The sequence below is a fragment of the Mycobacterium sp. 852002-51152_SCH6134967 genome (assembly GCF_001667105.1).
Lineage (GTDB): Bacteria > Actinomycetota > Actinomycetes > Mycobacteriales > Mycobacteriaceae > Mycobacterium > Mycobacterium neumannii_A.
Window position 1 is genome coordinate 113,606 of sequence record NZ_LZIK01000036.1, and the last position, 18,782, is coordinate 132,387.

Sequence of the window (18,782 nt, forward strand, 5' to 3'; positions counted from 1 at the left end):
TGGCAGCATAACCACGCGTGAGGAACCCCGAGGAAACGCAAGTGTTGATCGCCGGCGCCGGGCCGGTCGGTCTCACCGCCGCCATCGAGCTGGCCAGGCGCGGCGTCGATTGCCGTATCGTCGACTCGCTGCCCGAGCCGCCGCGGCACGCCAAAGCCGTTGGTGTGCAACCACGCTCACTCGAGGTTTTCGAGAACATGGGCATCCTGGGACGGATCCTCGACGCGGCGACCCCGATGCGCGGTCAGCTGGTCTACGTCAACGGCGAACAGGTCGCGAAGGCCGACTTCGACGTCCCCGCCGATGTGCCCTTCGGCTTCGTCGCGATTCCTCAGTACGCCACCGAAGCCATCCTGCGCGACGAACTCGCGGCGCGCGGGGTGCGCGTCGAGCGTGGCTGGCGACTGACCGGCTTCGACCAGGACGCCGACGGCGTGAGCGCGACGCTGATCGGCGACGGTGAACGCACTGTGCTGGCCGGCTACCTCGTCGGCGCGGACGGCGCGCACAGCACGGTACGCAAGGCCCTGGGGCTCACCTTCGAGGGCGGCGCGTTCGCCGAGCAGTACATGCTCGGAGACGTCGACGTGGACTGGTCGCTGCCGCGCGGCTACGCCGTCCGGTCGATGCACCAGACCGACGGCACCACGGACGATCTGCTGGTGTGCATACCGCTGCCCGACGCTGCGCGGGCGGACTCGAAGCATCACCGCCGGTACCGGATGTCGATGCTGGTGCCCGACGAGTTGGCCAGCGCACCCGCCGACGGTGTCGCGCACGGCTTCGAGGGTGTCCGCGCGCCCGAACTGCACCACATCCAGGCCGTCCTGGACCGGCTCTCCCCCGAACCGACCACCGCGCGCAACCTGCGTTGGTCGTCGGTGTTCCGGATCAGTCACCGCATCGTCGACGCCTACGGGTGCGGTCGGGTGTTCGTCGCCGGTGACGCCGCCCACATCCACCCGCCGACCGGTGCGCAGGGGATGAACACCGGCATCCAGGACGCCCACAACCTGGCCTGGAAACTGGCGTTGGCGGTGTCGGGCGCCGCGACGCCCGATCTGCTCGACAGCTACGACGCCGAACGCCGGCCGGTCGGCGAGGAGGTGGTCGGGCGCACCGTGCGCAGCGCCCGCGACGGCATCGGCGCCGACTCGACCGATCCGCAGTACGTGATCCGCCGCGAGGCGCAGTTGCTCATCGATTACGCGGACAGCCCGATCGTCGCGTCGGGTGCAGGACGCCGAGCCGACGACGCGAACGGGCTGACACGCGACACCGTGACCGGCCCGCTGCGGTTGTTCCAGCTCTTCGGCCGCGACCACACCACGCTGTTGTACGCGGGTGCCGGCTGTGGCCCCGCCGACGTCGCGGACTTCGAACGTGCCGCCGCAGCGGCGATCGCCGTCGCGGGCGAGCGCGTGACCGTGCACATGGTCGCCGCGCCCGACGCCGACGTCGCCGACACGGCGCTGCCGCTGATCCGCGACGCAGACGGACAGTTCGCCCGCGCCTACCACTGCGCCGAGCGGGCAATGTTCGTGGTGCGGCCCGACGGCTATCTCGGTTACGCGGCGGCGCATGTCGACGCCGAAGACCTGGCTGCCCATCTGCGCTCCACATTCGCCCGATGAGCGCACGTTGTCCGACTCGCGGCCCGTGGTTGGTCCCTCTGAAACGCCTGCGGCGGTCGGAGAAGGTACCTTGCCGGAGTGAATGAGGGAATGTTCACCCCGACGCTGGACTGGGGCAGTGAACTGTGGATATCGCTGGTGTGGATCGCCCGAGCCTGGGCGATCACAGCGGTGTGCACTCTGATCGTCTTGGTGCTCATCGCGAAGTTCACCGAGTGGGGCCGTCAGTTCTGGCGGATCACCGGCGACTACTTCAAGGGTCCGGAGAGCGTCAGGATCTGGCTGTGGCTGGGCACGCTGCTGCTCTCGGTGATCATCGGGGTCCGCCTGACGGTGCTGTTCACCTTCCAGGGCAACGACATGATGACCAGCTTTCAGGTGGTGGCGTCCGGCCTGGGCACCGGCGACGACGCCATCCGGAACTCCGGCAGGGACGGGTTCTGGTTGTCGATGATGATCTTCGCAATCCTGGCCGTCATCCACGTCGCGCGGATCATGCTCGACCTCTTCTTGACCCAGCGGTTCATGTTGGCCTGGCGGGTCTGGCTCACCGACCGGCTCACCAGTGACTGGTTGGACGACAAGGCCTACTACCGCGGCCGATTCATCGACGACACCATCGACAACCCCGACCAGCGCATCCAGTACGACATCGACATCTTCACCGCCGGCGTCGGCGGCCTGCCGAACACACCCAACAACACCTCGACAGCCACGCTGCTGTTCGGCGCGATCAGTGCGATCGTCTCGATGGTCTCCTTCACCGCGATCCTGTGGAACCTGTCGGGGACGCTCACGCTGCCGTTCATCGGCGACGTGCCGCGGGCGATGTTCTGGATTCTGTTGGCGTACGTGCTGCTCGCTTCGGTCTTCGCGTTCTGGATCGGCAGGCCGATCATCTGGCTGTCGTTCTACAACGAGAAGTTCAACGCCGCCTTCCGCTATGCGCTGGTGCGCCTGCGCGACGCGTCCGAGGCGGTCGCCTTCTACCGCGGCGAGATCGCCGAAAGGTCAGGGCTGCGGCGGCTGTTCGCGCCGGTGGTCAGCAACTACAAGCGCTACATCAACCGCATGATGGGCTTCTACGGCTGGAACCTGTCGATGGACCAGATCATCGTCGTGCCGCCCTATCTGCTGCAGTTTCCCCGGTTCTTCACCGGTGAGATCACGCTCGGCGCGATGAGCCAGACCGCGGCGGCGTTCGGCAACATCGAGGCTGGCCTGTCGTTCTTCCGCAACGTCTACGACCAGTTCGCCGGTTATCGGGCTGCGATCATCCGGCTGCACGGCCTGGTGGTCGCCAACGATGAGGGCCGGGCGCTGCCCGAACTGACCACCGCGCCGTGCGCGGACGGCACCGTCGAACTCTCCGCCGTCGAAGTCCGCACTCCCGATGGCCGACAACTGATCAGACCGCTCGACATGCGGCTGGAGGTCGGTGACTCGTTGGTGGTCACCGGCAAGTCGGGCAGCGGCAAGACCACCCTGCTGCGCAGCCTTGCGCAGCTGTGGCCGTTCACCTCGGGCCGACTGACTCGCCCGTGTGGGCCCAACGAGACGATGTTCCTCTCGCAGATGCCGTATGTGCCGCTGGGCGATCTACGCACCGTGGTCAGCTACCCCAACGAAGTCGGCGACATCGATGACAGGACGTTGAAACACACGCTGCACAAGGTGGCGCTGCCGCATCTTGCGGACCGCCTCGACGAGGTCGACGACTGGGCCAAGGTGCTCTCGCCCGGCGAACAGCAACGGATCGCGTTCGCCAGAATCCTGTTGACCAAACCGAAGGCCGTGTTCCTCGACGAGTCCACGTCGGCCCTGGACGAGGGCCTGGAGTTCATGCTCTATCAGTTGGTTCGCACCGAACTGCCCGACACCATCCTGGTCAGTGTGAGCCACCGCAGCACGGTCGAACAGCACCACACCCACGAACTCGAGCTGCTGGGCGACGGCGACTGGCGACTGGGTCGCGTTGAGGGTGACGAACCGGCGAAGGTCTAACGCGCCACAGCGTGTGCGCCCGCGCGCCTGGCTGCGTGCTCACCCGCCCGCCGCCCGAAGAACGACCCTTCGCCGAGTTGGGTTCCGCTGGCGTAGCCCTTGCCGTCCTGGGCGATGTTGGACGCGCACGCTCCCGCCGCATAGAGGCCTGAGACGGCGGAGCCGTCCTCGCGCAGGACCTCTCCGTCGATCGACACCGCCAGTCCGCCCATGGTGAAACCCGAGTACATCGCGCGCCCCAGCGACAGGTCGAACGCCGCGAACGGGCCGGTGTCCTGGGCTGCGACGTAGTCGGGTTGTTTGTGGAAGTCGGGATCCTCACCGCGAGCGGCGAATTCGTTGTACCGATGCAGGGTCGCGACCAGGTTGCCCTGCGGAATACCCAGCGCCGCTTCCATTTCCTCCACGGTCTCCCAACCGTCGATGAACTTGATCAGCGGCATCTCGGGCATCTCCATGTGGGCCTCGTCGACGACGAGATAGGCCGTCTGCTCAGGCTGTTCGAGCACGAAAGCCGAAGTGCGCGAATGGTATGAGTCCTCGGCGACAAAGCGGTGGCCGTACTTGTTGACTATCACACCGGTGAGCAGGATCTCCGGCGGATACGCCGCGGCGGTGATGAACAGCTGATCCATGTTCTTGGCGACGCCGCCCGCCGAGATGCCCATCCGGATACCCAGGCCGTCATCGTTCGGATTGCCCAGGATGTAGGGCTCCACCTCGCCGTGGTGCTTGGTCTTGCGCTTCTGGCCGAGCGCCGGCGTGAGCTCGGCGACCATCTCGGGGTTCATCGCGAACCCGCCCGCGGCGATGATCACCGCCTTCGCCTTGATCGCGCCCGTCTCGCCGAAGTGCTTCCAACGCACGCCGGCCACCGACCCGTCGTCGACGACCAGATTGGTCACTCCCGTCTCGTAGCGGATCTGCACACCGAGCTCGGTGGCGCGCTTGACCAACAGGTCGATGACCATCGCGGCTCCCCCGAGCTCACCGGGTACCGGCACCGAATGGCCGCGCGGTGCCGGTTTGGCCTGCTCGCAGAACGGCCACACCTTCTCGTTGCCCGTGTACGAGAGGCCTTCAGTGCCCGGCGGCACCACCACCTTGCCCGGGTAGTAGCTGCGCTCGAACTGAAAACCCAAGTCCTCCAACCAGTTGAAGTGTTCGACGCTGCCGTCGCAGTAGGCGCGGATCTTGTCGAGCTCCGGATCACACGACACTGCGACGAGGTAGGAGTACATCTCGTCGGCGCTGTCCTCATGACCGGTGGCCTGCTGCACCGCGGTCCCGCCACCCAGATAGAAGTGTCCGCCGGCCATCGAGCTGGTCCCGCCGGCGTCGGCGGCCTTCTCCAGCACCAGCACCCGAGCGCCCGCGGCGGCGGCGCTGACCGCTGCACACCCGCCTGCGATGCCGAATCCGACCACCACGACATCGAATTCGTCGGACCACGACGCGACATCGGCGGCGTCGACGGTGTCGGGAATCTCAATGGTGCTCACTGCTGCTCCTGTTTGATGTAGTCGAAGAATGCCCTGATCTCGTCGGGGATGTGGGCGATCTCCAGGTACGGCACACCGGCGGCGGCGATGTAGGCGAACTCCATGCCACCGGGCATCACGCCGCGCTGCACCGCCTCGGCTTTCCGTTCGGTCAGTGCCGCTTCCACGTCGTCGACCTCGATGCAGATGTGGTGCATGCCGGGGCCCGCGGTGTCGAGAAAGTCGGCGTAGATATTGCGCCCCGAGACCGGTGCGATCAGTTCGAGCTGCGTGTCGCCGGCGTAGCTCAGCGAGATGTCGGCCACGAAGTCGGCGGGTTCACCGCGGTACGTGCACGCCTCCGGGGCGAAGTGGACGCCGGGCATGCGCACCCACTTCTTGGCGCCCAACATCGAGGTGAGCGCGCTCTCGGTGGCCTCGAGGTCCCGCGTCACCCACGCGATCTGGACAGGTGTCTGGGCAAGCATCGCGTCGAGAATATCCGCGGGCTGTCCACTTGGCTAGAACGTGTTCTAGTTCAGGCCTCGCCGTAGTACGCCTTCAGGCACCGGTCGGCAGCCTCCCGCGCGGCGGCGGGGTCGGCGCCGGAGGCGATGTTCGCCTCGTACCAGGCGTCGTTGGACAACGCCAGAAAGCGTCGACCCTCGGCGGTGGTGACCCACTGTGCCCCGAACTCCGGGTCGACCGCCTCCCCGGTGGACAGATGCATCGCCAACCCGAGCACCATCGAGTCCCAGCCGATGCCCACGGCGCCGGGGCCGAACTGCAGCGACATCTCGTCGCCGACGACGGCGATGTGCTCGATGACCAACTGTGCCCGGTCCGCGCCCTGGTCGCTGACGCTGACCTCGATCCAGCTGGTGTTGCCGCCGTACTCCCAGGTGGCGGTGAAGCTCTTCGGCGGGTCGCACGTCAGGATCGTTCCGCCGGCGTTGCCGTGCAACTGATAGCTGCCACCGACCTTCAGGTCGCCCGAGATCGGCATCAACCACCGCGGGATGCGCTCGATGTTGGTCACGGCATCCCACAGATCCGCCTGATCGGTGTCGTAGGTCTGCTTGATGGTGACGACGTGTGCCTCGCCGGCGTCGATCGTGCGTTTCCCGACGGTGCGTGCGACGGCACTGATCTGGTGGTCCACGTCGATCTCGGTCATGTTGCCTTCTTTCGTCGTTGTCGCTTACCGCGCGCGATCTCGGTGCCGAGTGCGTCGAGCTTCGGCGACCAGAACCGCCGGAAGCCGGCGAGCCACTCGTCGGCGTCGCGCATCGCCGCCCCGTCGACGGCGTAGAGACGGCGCTGACCGTCCGGCCGCACCGAAGTGAACCCGTTGTCGCGCAACACTTTTAGATGTTGCGAGACCGCGGGCTGGGTGATCGCGAACTCGTCGCCGATGGTCTCGGCGATGGCTCCTGCGGGCTGCTCGCCGTCGGCCAACAGCTCGAGGATCCGGCGGCGCACCGGATCGCCGAGGACGTCGAACGCGTGCACCCCTTCAAATTAAAGTCACAACTTATATAAGTCAATGCTTATCTGATTGCAGTGCGTCGATCAGCAGGCCGATCTGCAGATCGAAGACCGCCGCGGGATCGGTCAGCGTGTCGGGCCCGTACTGGCCGAACACCTCGAGGCTGATCGCACCGACCAGAGCCGCCCATGCCAGGAAGCTCTTGGCGATCGCGCCGTCGTCGCCCCCGAAGTCGAACTCGTCGCGCAACGCCTCGAAATCCGACGACAGCGGTTCGTCGACAACCGTTTTCGACGAGGGGATGTCACCGGCGGCGATACCGGCGCCGACCACGTCGAACAAGGCAGCCACGACGCGGGTCCCCGGGCCTACGGTGCGTTCTCGGGGCGCCTGGTATCCGGGCACCGGGGTGCCGTAGAGCAGCGCCCACGAGGCGGGCTCCTCGACCGCCCATCGGCGGGCGGCGTGCGCCATCGCGCGAAACTGCTCGCGCCACGGTGTGCCTTCGCCTCGGGCGTGGTCGACGTGATCGGCGAGTTCGGAATATGCATCGACCAGCAGCAGCGTCAGCAGTTCGTCGCGGCTGGACACGTAGCGGTACATCGCTGAGGACACCATGCCGAGGTCGCGGGCGATCGCCCGAAGCGAGAGCCCGGCCGCGCCGTCGGTCACGAGGTGACGCCGACCCAACTCGATGATCTGCTCCTCGATCCGCTGCCGGCTCTCGGCCCGTTTGCCCATGTGCCGAGTGTGACACAAAGCGAGATCACTGCTCTTGATTTTGTCGCGGCGAGGTGGCACCCTCAGTTAGAGAGCACCGCTCTCTGATCGAGGAGGTCCCCTGGGATGACAACGCGCTACGACGAACCGACGCGGGCCGCCCGCGTCATCAACCACGTCTTCCGCTGGCTGGCCGAGGCCGGTGTCAGTGTTGCCGGGACCAAGGCGCTCTCGGTGCGAGGCCGCAAGACGGGCAAGCGCCGAAGCGTGGTGGTCAACGTGCTCCCGGTGGGCGGTCGCGACTACCTCGTCTCCCCGCGCGGTCACACGCAGTGGGCCCGCAACGCAAGGGCGGCCGGCGTCGTCGAGGTCGGTCCGCGGTGGCGCCGCCGCGAGGTGCGGATCGCCGAGGTGCCCGACGAGGTCAAGCCCGAGCTGCTCGTCCGCTACCTGGACCGCTGGTTCTGGGAGGTCAAGGGACACGTCGGCGGTCTGACACCGACGTCGTCACCGGAGGAGTTGCGCGCCGCGGCGCCGTCGATTCCGGTGTTCGAGCTCGTGCGTTAGGGCAGGGATACGGAGCCGACGTTGGCGGATGCGGCGGAGATGACGGCCTCGCTGGCCTGTTGGCTCGCCGTCTGCCAGGACACCGCGGCCGGATACTGGCCCCAGGTGCTGTTGAACATGCCGATCAGCACCGCCCGGTTGTCGGGGGTGATCACGTACACCGGGCCGCCCGAGTCGCCCTTCTGGCTGACCACACCGTTGGCCATCGTGAACCAGCCGTTGTTGACGGCCTCGACGTTGCCGCAGCTCTCGCCGGTGACCACGCCGAAATGGCACACCGGCTGCCCGGCCGTCGGCACGACACCGGGGTCGGCCACCAGCACCTTGCCGCCCGGCAGCACGTTGTTGACCGCGACGTTGGGTGCGAGCGCGATCGCCTCCCAGTCGGCGATCTGGTGATTGGTGTCGACGGTCGCACCGTTGGGGGTGTTGTCGCGGTACACCGTCTGCATACCGATGAGGTTGCCGTTGCGGTCGCGCACCGGCCCACTGCCTCGGCAATGGCCTGCGGTGAACGCGATCCGGGTCGCCGGATCGACATAACCCAGCGTGCAGACGTTGTTGTCCTGGCGGATTTCCATGCCGGGATAGACCAGGACGCCCGGGTTGGCCTGCGCGGGCGCCGACATCAGCGCAACCGCGGTGATCGGGGCGGCCAGCGCCGCCAGTACCCGTAGCGAATGTCGGCGCACTGTCGTCTCCGCTCGTCGAGCCGATGAAGTTTCGGCACCGGCGCGTTGTGAGCCGCTTACCGGGTCGGGAGAGCTGACAATCACCGCCCGACCAGGAGCAACCACTCGACGATGGTCCCGTCACTTGCCCATCGGTGAAGGTCACAGAGACGTTACGCCCCGGCCGCGGTTTCGGCACGGGGCAGCTACGAATCGAAACCGAGGCCTAGCGCATCCAGCGTCCGCAGATAGGCGTTCCGGCGTCCGGCGGCGTGGTCGGCCCGGTCGAGTGACCACCGGGTCGCCTGGATGCCGACGGTGGCCAGCGGCTCGGGAGGAAACGGCAGTGGACGCTCGCGCACCATCTGCAGTTCGGTGCGCGGCGTGGGCCGGCCTTCGAGCAGGTCCAGGCACACGTCGGCGGCGAACCGGGAAGCGCCAACGCCCAGTCCGGTGAAGCCGTTGACGTATGCGACGCGGCCGTCCCTGGCCAGTCCCCAGTGCGCGCAGAACCGGGTGTTGGTGTCGATCGCGCCGGCCCACCGATGACTGAATCGGACGTCGTCGAGTTGTGGGAAGGTCAAAAAGAAGTGCTCGGCCAGCCGGCGGTAGCTCGCGGGCCGGTCCTCGTAGCGGGGCCGCACTTTGCGCCCGAAGTGGTAGACGGCGTCGTACCCGCCCCAGACGATCCGGTTGTCCGCGGTGAGGCGGTAGTAGTGGAACTGGTTGGCGCAGTCGTCGATTCCCTGCCTGCCGCGCCAGCCGATGCGGCCCCGCTGGTCGTCGGTGAGCGGTTCGGTGGCCAACACGTAGTCGTACACCGGCACCGTATGCAGCCGGTTGCGCTTGAGCAGGCTCGGATAGACATTGGTCGCGAGCACTGCTTGCCGCGCGGTGACGACGGCCTGGCCGGTCTGCATACGCAACCCGACGCCACCGGAATCCAGCCGGACGGCGTTGGTGTGCTCGTAGATGCGCACGCCCGCGTCCTGGCACGCCCTGGCGAGTTCGAACACCAGCTTGGCGGGGTGCACGATCGCGCAGGTGTGGGCGTCGATCAGGCCGGCGAGGTAGGTCGGCGAGGTCACCTCGTCGCGAACCTGGGTGGTGTCGAGGAACTCCCCCTCGCCGTCGGCCGCGGCCTGGCGCAACCACTCCACCTGATGCGGTTCGGTGGCCACTGTCAGGGTGCCGGTGCGCTGCCAGTCGGTGTCGAGGCCCAGTTCGGCGATCTCGGCCTGCATACCGTCGAGGTTGTCCAAGCCCATTTCCTCGAGAACGTCGAAGTCATTGGGCCAGCGGGTTTTTCCGTTCGCGGTGCCGTGCGTCAGGCTGGCCTCGACGAAGCCTCCATTGCGGCCGGAGGCTGCCCAGCCCACCCGGTTGGCTTCGATGAGCACGATGCGCTGATCGGGGTCGCGTCGCGCGGCATGCAGCGCGGTCCACAAGCCGGTGTATCCGCCCCCGACGACGATCAGATCGCAGGTGACCGGCTTCGTCAGGGCGGGGAACTGCGGCCGCGGCGGGCCGACGCGCTCGTCCAGCCACATCGAGCCCAACGTGCTTGTCGCCAGCGAACGTTCGACCAGACCGGCGTCGACCGGGGCGTCGAAGACGGTGTTCACACAGCGCAGACTACGGCGCGCAGAGGCGCTGCGTGGCTCAGGCGCTGATGGGCGCCGACGGCTGCTCTGCCACGAGCGGCGGTCGCGCCGGCGCCCACCCGGGCGGGCCGAACATGTAGCCGAGCCTGTCGCGCCACCGCCGCGCCCTGCGGACGTCACGCACGATCGCCACGTACTCGTGTGTCTGCAATGTCCAGATGTTGTAGGTGTCGACCTGCTTGGTCAGCCCGTAGTGCGGGCGGACCGTCTCGGCCGCAAAGCTGCCGAACAGCCGATCCCACAAAATGAAGATGCCGCCGTAGTTCTTGTCGAGGTACTGCTGGTCCATGCCGTGGTGGACCCGGTGGTGCGACGGCGTATTGAACACGAATTCGATGGGGCCCCAGAGCTTCCCGATGCGTTCGGTGTGGATCCAGAACTGGTAGATCAGGTTGATCGAGAAGCTGGCGAAGACGATCCACGGCGGTACGCCGAACAGCGGCAGCAGCGCCCGCAGGAACACGTCACCGCTGATGTTCCACTTCTGGCGCAGTGCGGTGGCGAAGTTGAAGTACTGGCTGGAGTGGTGCGCTTGATGAGTGGCCCAGATCAGCCGCACCCGGTGCGCCATCCGGTGATAGACGTAGTAGAGCAGGTCCACCCCGACGATCGCGATCACCCACGTGTACCAAGCGTTCGCGGGTAGCTGCCACGGCGCGACGTAGACGAACAGTGCCGCATAGCCCAGCAGCGCGATGAAGTTCAGTACGCCGCTCGTGCCGATCGAGACCACGCCCATCCAGATGCTGGCCCACGCGTCCGACCGCTGATAAGCACCGGCCGGTGCACGGTCGGCCTCCTCGTGGGCCAGCTTGCGGGCGGCCGCCCACTCGATGACCAGCAGCAGCAGGAAGAACGGCACCGCGAAGACCACGGGATCGTGCATCAACGGTGGCAATACGTGCGAGAAGGCGCCACTCACATCCACTTCGAAACCTCCGGGCCCAGCATACGTCTCAGCGAAAACTCAGCACTTGATCGCCCCACGCGGTGCGTAGATCGTGGTCGAGGTCGTCGACCACCCTGTCCTCGGCGTCGATGAGCAAGGTGGCGCGATCGGAGGTGTGGTACGGCCGCCACACCGGGTCGCCGGTGAAACCCACGGGTGTGCCGTCGACGGCGAAGTTCACCCAGCGCCGCCGGATGCGCGCCGAGACCTCCTTGCCCGTCTTGCGACCGCCGAGCTTGAAAGTCGGATCCTTGGGGCCCGCGACCAGATTCCCCCAGACGTACGGTAATTCGGTCGCGTGCGCGGCGCCGAGCCGCAGCAGCTGCAACATCGGGGTGGCGAAGTCGAATCGGTAGAGGTACACGGGTGCGACCTCGCGATGACCCTCGGCGAACCAGACGGACGGCATCCGGAACCCGATATCGCGCGCGACTCCCATACCGATGGTCTTTCCTCGGCCCCGGTACGCGGCGCGGATCTGCTGTTCGTCGGGCAGCTGCAAGTCGGGTTGTTCGGCGGCGATCTCGGCGAACATCGCCCGGATCGCCTTGGGCGTGATCGGCATCAGCGGCGACTTCATCCAGCGGAAGAGTGCCGCTTCGTGCTTGTTGGTGCCGATGATTAGCGGCACCGGGAGGGTGCGCCCATCCCGGGCGAGCTGGACCGGATGTGCAGGCACCACATCGCCGTCGATGATCGGCGCGAACGCCAGCGTGCCCGGGGTGCTCACCGGGATGTGGTCGAAAACCTGCTTGGAGGCAGTCATCAGCGCAGAAGTGGGCACCGAAACCAACTGCTGGGCGTCGCTGGAGCTCAGCCCGAGCCGGTCGAGAAACAGCGCCGCCACCCGTTGCGAGCGCTCACGGTCGTAGACCGAGGTAGCCGGTGAGCTCTGCGCGATCGCCGCGCCGAACAGGCCGGCGGCGGCCGGGCTGGCCAGCAGCGTGGTGATGATCCCGCCACCGGCGGATTCTCCGAAGAGGGTGACGCGGTTCGGGTCTCCCCCGAAACCGGCGATGTTGTCGCGCACCCACTGCAGCGCGAACAGCACGTCGCGCAGGCCGAGGTTGGTGGCGAAGTCGTCGCTCACCGCCGACAGGTCCAGGAAGCCCAACGCTCCGAGGCGGTAGTTCACCGTGACGATCACGGCGTCGCCGTCGGCGGCGAGCGTGCGGCCGTGATACAGCGGCTGCGCCGACGAACCGAGGACGTAGGCGCCGCCGTGCACCCACACCATCACCGGTTTGCCCGCGCCCGGCTCGATGTTCGATGCCGCCCACACGTTCAGGCTCAGGCAGTCGTCGCCCTGCGGAGCGCCGAGGTCGATCGGGATGCGCGGGTCCGTCGGCTGCGGGCACACCGGGCCGACCGTCGTGGCGTCCGCCGGTTCGGACCAGCGCTGCGGCGGTTCGGGCGCCCGCCACCGCCGCTCACCCGCAGGCGGGGCGGCGAACCGGAGCCCCTTCCACACCTTCACGGTGCCGTCGTCGAGGCCGCGAACCGGTCCGTACGCGGTGTCGACGACGAGCGCGTCGTCGCTGCCCCGTGCCCCTGCGGTCACCGGAACTCCACGTCGTACGGCATGGGACTCCTCCATCGATGGAATACAGCCAGTTCAGGCTACGCGCGCGTCCGGACAGGCCGTCCGGTCAGCGGTTCCGCTCTCGCCGCACGGGCAGAGCCGACCGGTCGGCTAGCTTGATCGGGTGCAGAAGTGGGCCCTGCTGGCCGGTGCGATCGTCGTCGAGGTCGCGGCGACGCTGTCGCTGCGGGCGTCCCAGGATCATTCGGCGTGGCTTCTCGTCGTCGTCGGGGGCTACCTCGCGGCCTTCACATTCCTGACGCTGGTGTTGCGCGCCGGAGTGCCGGTCGGGGTGGCGTACGGAATCTGGGGAGCGGTCGGCACGGCGGGTACCGCGGTTCTCGCCGCTGTCCTGTTCGGTGACCCGTTCACCTGGCCGATCGTCGCCGGCATCGGCCTGATCATCGCCGGTGTGCTGCTGATCGAGCTCGGTTCGCACCGGGTGGTCGAACACCGGTGATGTACTGGACACTGGCCGGCGCGATCGTCTTCGAGGTATTCGCGACGCTGTCGCTGCGGGCTTCGGAGGGGTTCCGCAGAAAGGCCTGGATCGCACCGATCGTCCTGGGTTACCTGGCGTCGTTCTATCTGCTGTGGCTGACGCTGGCGCTCGGGATGCCGGTCGGCGTCGCCTACGGCGTGTGGACCGCGTGCGGCGTGGCGCTGGTCGCGGTCATCGCGCGCTTCGTGTTCACCGAACCACTGACCTGGGTGATGGCTCTGGGTATCGCGCTCGTCGTCGGCGGCGTGCTCACGATCGAGCTTGCCGGCGTCGCGCACTGAGCACACCCGACAACAACACGACCGCGATGCCGGCGATCGGCACGACGAGCAGGCCGGTACGCAGGCTCGTCGCGTCCGCGATCACCCCGATGAGCACTGGGGCGACGAGGAACCCGATGCGCATCAGCCAGGTGAGGATGGTCAGGCCGCTGCCCGCTTGCAGGCCCGGCAGCTGATCTGCGGCGTGCATGGCCGACGGCACGAGGGTGGCCGCGCCGAGGCCGGCCATCGCGAAACCGGCGATCGTGCCCGCAACGGACGGGAACGCGAGCGCGAGGCCCATACCGATCGCGGTGATCGCGCCACCCGTGCGTACCACGGTGCGTTCCCCGAACCGGTCGACCAGGGGGTCACCGACCAGTCGCCCGATGAAGAGGAAGGTCACGACGGCGATGTAGCCCGAGACCGCGATCGGCCCGGGCGCACCGAGCGCGTCGCGCAGATACAGCACGGCCCAGGAGTTACCGGCGTCCTCGACCATCGCACCGGCCACGGCGATCAGCACCAGCGCGAGCAGTGCGGCGTAGACCGCGCCGCCGGCACCGCCCGCACGGTCGGCGGGCTCCTCCCGGTGGTCGGCGTGATCGGACCCGGGGAGCAGAAAGCGGTACGCGACGATCACGATCACGCTGCACAGCACCGCCGAGAAGCCGAGATGCAGCGCGCGCGGAATGCCCAACGCGAGCGCCGTCCCGCCCATCATCCCGCCGACGATCGCGCCCGCCGCCCACACCGCATGCAGCGAGTTGATGATCGAACGACCGTAGATGCGTTGCACCCGCAACCCGTGTGCGTTCTGGGCGACGTCGGTCACCGCATCGCAGGCGCCCGCCGCGAACAGCCCCGCGGCCAACAACACCGGAGACGTCGCCACGCCCGCGAGCAACACGAAGGCGCCGATTCCGATGGTGCCGACGACAGCCACCCGCGACGAACGGTAGCGCCGGATGAGCGCGGCCGCACTCAGCCCCGCCGCCAGCGCCCCCGCCGAGAATGCCGCCACCGCGACGCCGTACGCCGAATTGGACATACCCAGGTCGGTCTTGATCTCGGGGTAGCGCGGCAGCAGGTTCGCGAATACTGCGCCGTTGGTCAGAAACAGCGCTGCCACCGCGATTCGGGCCCGTCGACTCTGCGCCTCGGCCGCCTCCTGTCGGTCGGGCGCCATACCGGCCGACACTACCCACCAGGTTCGTGCCCGGATTGAGCGCCGGTTGACTTCGTCCAGATCGGGTATGAGCGAGCCTGTGATGAGACGTGGGGACCGATTCCGGGCAAGATTGGCGACATGACAGGGCCCGCAGCGTCGCTAGTGGAGTTGGCGCGACGCTACGGTGTCGCAACCGATTACGAAGACTGGACGGGCACGCGCATCGCCGTGACCTCCTCGACGCTGGTCTCGGTGCTTGCCGCGTTGGGTGTCGCCGCGGACACCGAGGACGACCGCGCCGCCGCACTCATCGATCACGACCGCGAGTACTGGTCACGCCACCTTCCGCCGACGATCATCGGGCGCACCGGCGCCGCTTCGACGTTCTGGGTGCACGTCACGCACGGAAACCCCGTGTCGCTGCGGATCCGCCTGGAGGACGGATCGGTGCGGACCGACCTGCCCCAACTCGAGAACAACAGGCCCCCTTACGAATTGGACGGGCGACTGGTCGGCGAGGCGACCTTCGAGACGCCCGCCGACCTGCCGATCGGATACCATCGCCTGGAGCTGCACGCCGACGGGGCGGAGTTCAGCACCCCGATCATCGTCTCCCCCGCGTCGCTAGTGCCCCCCTCCGGCAGAAACTGGGGCCTGGCCACCCAGCTCTACAGCGTGCGGTCCGAAAGGTCCTGGGGTATCGGTGATCTGACCGATCTGACCGACCTGGCGGTATGGTCGGCCGCCCAACATGCCGCGGGGTTCATCCTCGTCAATCCGCTGCACGCGGCCGCTCCGGTAGCGCCGATGGAGCCCTCGCCCTACCTGCCGACCTCGCGCCGGTTCGTCAACCCGATCTATCTGCGGGTCGAAGCGATCCCCGAATACGCCTATATCCGCCGCCGCAACCGGTTGCGCAAACTGCGCGAGGCCGTGCAGTCGCGTGCCGACCGCGCCGAGCAGGTCGACCGTGACGCGGCGTGGAAGGCGAAGCGCTCGGCGTTGGAGGCGGTCTACGAGGTACCGCGCTCGGCGGGACGGGAGCTGGCCTACGCCGCCTACCGGGAGCGCGAGGGCCGCAGCCTCGACGACTTCGCCATCTGGTGCGCGCTGGCCGAACGGTACGGCGCCGACTGGCACCAGTGGCCGAAGCGACTGCAGCATCCCTCGGGTGACGCCGTCGCCGAGTTCGCCGCCGAGCACGCCGACTTGGTCGACTTCCATCGCTGGCTGCAGTGGCAGCTCGACGACCAGCTCACCGCGGCGCAGGCCACCGCGCTGCAGACCGGGATGAGCCTGGGCATCATGCACGACCTCGCCGTGGGCGTGGACCCCAACGGCGCAGACTCATGGGCCCTGCAGGATGTGCTCGCGCTCGGCGTCACAGCGGGCGCTCCTCCCGACGAGTTCAACCAGCTCGGCCAGGACTGGTCACAACCGCCGTGGCGGCCCGACCAACTCGAGGAGCTCGCCTACGAGCCGTTCCGCGCACTTGTCAACGCGGTGCTGCGCCACGCGGGCGGTGTGCGGATCGACCACATCATCGGGTTGTTCCGGCTGTGGTGGATTCCCAACGGAGCGCGGCCCACCGACGGCACGTATGTGCGCTACGACCACGAGGCGATGATCGGCATCGTGGCGCTCGAGGCCCACCGGGCGGGAGCCGTCGTCGTCGGGGAGGACCTCGGCACCGTCGAACCGTGGGTCCGCGACTACCTCAATGAGCGCGGTCTGTTCGGTACCTCGATACTGTGGTTCGAGGCCGACCGCGACGGCGCTCACGGATCGGCGGGGGCCCCGCTGGCCGCAGAGCGGTGGCGCGAGTACTGCCTGTCGGCCGTCACCACGCACGACCTGCCTCCGACCGCCGGCTATCTGGCAGGCGAACACGTTCGCCTGCGCGACGAACTCGGGCTGCTGACGCGGCCGGCCGCCGAGGAGTTGGCCGATGACCGGGAGCAGCAGAACAGCTGGCTGGACGAGCTGCGCCGCGTCGGGCTCCTGGACGGCGACACCGCGGCCGACACCTCCGAGATCGTCGAGGCCCTGCATCGCTATCTCGGTCGCACGCCGTCGCGGTTGCTGTCGCTGTCGCTGGCCGACGCCGTCGGCGACCTGCGCACCCAGAATCAGCCGGGCACCACCGACGAGTATCCGAACTGGCGAGTGCCGCTGGCCGGGCCGGACGGTAAGAAACTGCTGCTCGAAGACGTCTTTGACGACGTCACCGCGGCGCGACTCGGCGAGATCATGCGAAAAGCGGTGCGCCCGGCGGTGTAACGCCGACGCCGTCTGCTCCGGTTTCACATTCGTCACGGCTGCGATATGTTCGCACCGCACCGACCTGAGGAGATCACGTGAACAAGCTTGTTGTGCTCAGCTGCGGGCTCGTGGCTGTCGGTTCGGCGGCACTGGTCGGCGCCGGCATCGCGATGTCGCAACCGAGCAGTGTGAACGTGGTCGGCGAACCGTACAACCGGGCGCTGCAGATCCTGAAGTCGCAGGGCGTCAAGGCCTACTTCGGCGGTTCGGTCGGCAGCGTGCTCCCCCAGGCGGAGTGCCTGGTCGACCAGCAGAAGATCACCTCGGGCGGCCGGATGCTGCTGATGCTGGACTGCAGCCAGAAGGCGGCGGACTTCATCGCCGAGCAAGGTCCCTCGGGCGGTCCGACGGTCGGTCGAAACGGCGTCACCACCGTGACTCCGACCCCGGTGGTGCCGATCCAGGGTGCCCCCGGCGCGGGCACGCCACCGCCGGCCCCGGTGGGCTAGCGGGTCAGCCCTCCACCATGTGGCGCAGATTGGTCAGCGTCCTGCTCATCGTGCGACCGACCTGGCGCGCGGCCACCCGGTCGGCGATCAGGCCCAGAAGATTGCCCGCCGACTCGTAGGACAGCCTGAACGTCACCTTGGTGCGGCCGTCCCCGGTTTCGCGCAGCCGGAACCGGCCGCGTTGTGAGACCCCGGTGAGCCCGATCCAGGACACCTCACGCGGCGCGTCGAACTCGACGACCTCCACGGTGCCGCCGATCGGCACCGAGCCGACCTTCCAGTGCACGGTGTAGCGGGACCCGAGGCCGGCGGGCGGATCGGTCATCGTCTCCCAGCGCTCCAGGCTGGCCATGAAGTCCGGATAGCACTGCGGGTCACTGACCACCTTCCACACCTGGTCGCGGTCGGCGTCGATGACGCACTGGCGTTGAACTCTCATCGTCGTCAGCCCAGAACCGGGAAGCGTCGTGTGGCGGCCAATCTGTCGACTCCTGCCTGCAGGCTGCTCAACACCTTGTCGTTGATGACGTCGTCGTCGCTGGCCGCGATGTCGTCGGTGTCGATCGGATCTTGCACCTCGATCGCGATCTTCGTCGGCAGGGGCAGCCGCGGGATGAAGTCGCTGACGGTCAGCCCCCACGGCGGCGCCAGCAGGATGGGCACGCTCTTGAGGCGGGCCAGACGGTCGGCCCTCAGCAGTCGTGCCAACCACTGGCCCCGGTCGAGGAACAACGCGGCTTCCTGACCGCCGACGCTGGCGACGGGCACGATCGGCACACCGGCCTCGCGGGCGAGTTTCACGTAGCCCTTGCGACCGCCGAAATCGACCTCGTGTCGGTGCCACGATGGGCGGAACACCTCGTAGTCGCCGCCCGGGTACACCAGAAGCGCCCCACCGGAGTCCAGCGCCAGCTTGGCGTTCTCGTGGTTGGCGGCCACGGTGCCGAACTTGCGCAGCGAACCCAGGCCCGGCATCGAGACGACGAGATTGTGCGCGAGTTGATAAAACGGCCGCTCGACGCCGAAGTACGAGCTGAACGCCAGCGTGAACACGAACGTGTCGGGCGGGAGGTTGCCACCGCTGTGGTTGCCGACCAGCAACACGGGGCCGTCGGCGGGGATGCGGTCCAGGCCGCGGACGTCGGCGCGGAAGTACAACGACGCCAGCAGCCACAGCCCCGGCAGCTGCTCACGGATGTAGTCCGGATCGCGCTGGTCCAGGTCCGCCTTCGGGACCCGGTCGGCCACCTGCTGCTTGGCCCATCCGAGAACGTCGTCGATCGCAGCCATGAACGTGTTATAGACGCGCCCCGCCTA

Annotated in this window: 19 protein-coding genes; 7 read left to right on the forward strand and 12 right to left on the reverse strand. The window is 67.8% G+C overall.

The window, feature by feature from the left end; all coding sequences use genetic code 11:
• Positions 1-17 precede the first annotated feature (17 nt).
• Both A5790_RS11850 and A5790_RS11855 read left to right on the forward strand, forming a co-directional pair.
• Positions 18-1,634, forward strand: a complete 1,617-nt coding sequence (locus A5790_RS11850; RefSeq protein WP_066843969.1) for an FAD-dependent monooxygenase — start codon at positions 18-20, stop codon at positions 1,632-1,634.
• Positions 1,635-1,724: 90 nt separating this feature from the next.
• A complete protein-coding gene (locus A5790_RS11855; protein WP_066843972.1) occupies positions 1,725-3,638 on the forward strand; it encodes an ABC transporter ATP-binding protein/permease in 1,914 nt (637 codons plus the stop codon).
• Here the strand turns inward: A5790_RS11855 and A5790_RS11860 are convergent.
• From A5790_RS11860 to A5790_RS11880, 5 genes are read right to left on the reverse strand one after another with little or no spacing between them, the layout of a single operon-like run.
• Entirely contained in the window at positions 3,635-5,140 is a 1,506-nt protein-coding gene (locus A5790_RS11860; RefSeq protein WP_066843976.1) for an FAD-binding protein, read from the reverse strand. The two genes, A5790_RS11855 and A5790_RS11860, sit on opposite strands and share 4 nt — an antisense overlap.
• Positions 5,137-5,607: a VOC family protein gene (locus A5790_RS11865; RefSeq protein WP_066843979.1), complete on the reverse strand. Its 471-nt coding sequence runs from the start codon at positions 5,605-5,607 to the stop codon at positions 5,137-5,139. Before A5790_RS11865 ends, A5790_RS11860 begins: the two co-directional genes overlap by 4 nt.
• Before the next feature lie 50 nt (positions 5,608-5,657).
• A complete protein-coding gene (locus tag A5790_RS11870; RefSeq protein WP_066843981.1) occupies positions 5,658-6,296 on the reverse strand; it encodes an SRPBCC family protein in 639 nt (212 codons plus the stop codon).
• A complete protein-coding gene (locus A5790_RS11875; protein ID WP_066843983.1) occupies positions 6,293-6,631 on the reverse strand; it encodes a helix-turn-helix transcriptional regulator in 339 nt (112 codons plus the stop codon). The genes A5790_RS11870 and A5790_RS11875 overlap by 4 nt, the downstream gene beginning before the upstream one ends.
• 31 nt (positions 6,632-6,662) lie before the next feature.
• Positions 6,663-7,349, reverse strand: a complete 687-nt coding sequence (locus A5790_RS11880; RefSeq protein WP_066843986.1) for a TetR/AcrR family transcriptional regulator — start codon at positions 7,347-7,349, stop codon at positions 6,663-6,665.
• A 105-nt stretch (positions 7,350-7,454) separates the two neighbouring features.
• Here A5790_RS11880 and A5790_RS11885 point away from each other — a divergent pair, with 105 nt between their 5' ends.
• A complete protein-coding gene (locus A5790_RS11885; RefSeq protein ID WP_066843989.1) occupies positions 7,455-7,895 on the forward strand; it encodes a nitroreductase/quinone reductase family protein in 441 nt (146 codons plus the stop codon).
• On the opposite strand, the gene A5790_RS11890 is transcribed toward A5790_RS11885, so the two are convergent.
• From A5790_RS11890 to A5790_RS11905, 4 genes are all read right to left on the reverse strand, one after another.
• A complete protein-coding gene (locus A5790_RS11890) occupies positions 7,892-8,587 on the reverse strand; it encodes a hypothetical protein (protein ID WP_066843992.1) in 696 nt (231 codons plus the stop codon). The genes A5790_RS11885 and A5790_RS11890 overlap by 4 nt on opposite strands.
• A gap of 185 nt (positions 8,588-8,772) precedes the next feature.
• Complete coding sequence (locus A5790_RS11895; protein ID WP_066843994.1) at positions 8,773-10,191, reverse strand: FAD-binding oxidoreductase; 1,419 nt, start codon at positions 10,189-10,191, stop codon at positions 8,773-8,775.
• Positions 10,192-10,228: 37 nt separating this feature from the next.
• Entirely contained in the window at positions 10,229-11,116 is an 888-nt protein-coding gene (locus A5790_RS11900; protein WP_066844186.1) for a sterol desaturase family protein, read from the reverse strand.
• 70 nt (positions 11,117-11,186) lie between these two features.
• Positions 11,187-12,776: a carboxylesterase/lipase family protein gene (locus A5790_RS11905; RefSeq protein WP_082961686.1), complete on the reverse strand. Its 1,590-nt coding sequence runs from the start codon at positions 12,774-12,776 to the stop codon at positions 11,187-11,189.
• A 109-nt stretch (positions 12,777-12,885) separates the two neighbouring features.
• On the opposite strand from A5790_RS11905, the gene A5790_RS11910 reads away from it, so the two are divergent.
• Entirely contained in the window at positions 12,886-13,221 is a 336-nt protein-coding gene (locus A5790_RS11910; RefSeq protein ID WP_066844000.1) for a multidrug efflux SMR transporter, read from the forward strand.
• A complete protein-coding gene (locus tag A5790_RS11915) occupies positions 13,221-13,544 on the forward strand; it encodes a multidrug efflux SMR transporter (RefSeq protein WP_066844003.1) in 324 nt (107 codons plus the stop codon). Before A5790_RS11910 ends, A5790_RS11915 begins: the two co-directional genes overlap by 1 nt.
• Here the strand turns inward: A5790_RS11915 and A5790_RS11920 are convergent.
• Positions 13,513-14,712: an MFS transporter gene (locus A5790_RS11920; RefSeq protein ID WP_066844006.1), complete on the reverse strand. Its 1,200-nt coding sequence runs from the start codon at positions 14,710-14,712 to the stop codon at positions 13,513-13,515. The two genes, A5790_RS11915 and A5790_RS11920, sit on opposite strands and share 32 nt — an antisense overlap.
• A 120-nt stretch (positions 14,713-14,832) precedes the next feature.
• Here A5790_RS11920 and malQ point away from each other — a divergent pair, with 120 nt between their 5' ends.
• A complete protein-coding gene (gene malQ / locus A5790_RS11925) occupies positions 14,833-16,974 on the forward strand; it encodes a 4-alpha-glucanotransferase (protein WP_066844009.1) in 2,142 nt (713 codons plus the stop codon).
• A 77-nt stretch (positions 16,975-17,051) separates the two neighbouring features.
• On the forward strand, positions 17,052-17,465 hold the full coding sequence (locus A5790_RS11930; protein WP_066844012.1) for a hypothetical protein: 414 nt from the start codon (positions 17,052-17,054) through the stop codon (positions 17,463-17,465).
• A gap of 4 nt (positions 17,466-17,469) precedes the next feature.
• Here the strand turns inward: A5790_RS11930 and A5790_RS11935 are convergent, their stop codons facing one another.
• Together A5790_RS11935 and A5790_RS11940 are read right to left on the reverse strand one after the other, a co-directional pair.
• Positions 17,470-17,904: an SRPBCC family protein gene (locus A5790_RS11935; protein ID WP_066844015.1), complete on the reverse strand. Its 435-nt coding sequence runs from the start codon at positions 17,902-17,904 to the stop codon at positions 17,470-17,472.
• Between the two features lie 5 nt (positions 17,905-17,909).
• Complete coding sequence (locus tag A5790_RS11940; RefSeq protein WP_066844018.1) at positions 17,910-18,755, reverse strand: lysophospholipid acyltransferase family protein; 846 nt, start codon at positions 18,753-18,755, stop codon at positions 17,910-17,912.
• Positions 18,756-18,782 lie beyond the last annotated feature (27 nt).